Source organism: Flavobacterium sp. UGB4466, from assembly GCF_903469665.1.
Taxonomy (GTDB): Bacteria; Bacteroidota; Bacteroidia; order Flavobacteriales; family Flavobacteriaceae; genus Flavobacterium; species Flavobacterium lipolyticum.
On record NZ_CAGKLC010000256.1, the window covers coordinates 1 to 712 of the forward strand.

The 712-nt window shown below is 44.0% G+C and carries 1 protein-coding gene; it reads right to left on the bottom strand.

The features are described from left to right. Positions 1-712 (bottom strand): cadherin-like beta sandwich domain-containing protein (locus JO950_RS21955; protein ID WP_202704545.1); only part of this gene is annotated, 712 nt, incomplete at both ends.

Below are 712 nucleotides of genomic sequence, written 5' to 3' on the forward strand. Positions count from 1 at the left end.
CTAAACTACTTTTTTCGACTGTTACCGTATAGGTTTTTGCTGTACCATCCTGAGCTAAAACTTCTATTGTAATAACAATAGTACTCGCTCCAGAGGCCAAATCTATTTTTTGGGAAGGATCTCCGCTGGCCACTACTGTCCCATTGACTTTTATGGTCGCATGGCTATCAGTCGTAACTGGTGTTAACGTTATACTGCTAGCTCCGTTAGGCACTTTAGCCGTATAAACTGTAGTTTCCGGGGAGAAAACGGTACTCAACGCCCCGGCACTCAGACTCACATTACTTAAAGTAGCGACATTACTCAGTGTAGTGACTGTTGCCCGATTACCAGTGCTGGTTGTGGTTAAATAGGATGGATAACTACTACTCGTATTTAACTCCATAATCATGACCTGATAAGTTGTTCCGGGCATTAGACCCTTGACATCCAGACCAACATTGCCTGCCATATAATAAATGAGATACCAGCCTGTTGTACCGATCTGACCTCCCTGACCAAAAACAATGTTTTCCCTAAGAAATACATTATCCGGTACAGGTGTAGGGCCGTCATCTGTACCTAGACGCATAAATACAGCTCTCATCGCTCCGTTCCCTTTTGTAAAGTTCACTGTCGTTGCGGTTCCCGTTGTATTGGTAAAAGTAAGATTAGTGGCCTGAATCGTTGGCGGCGCAGAAAGCCTGAGCACTTTTATGGTGTAGGTTTTTAC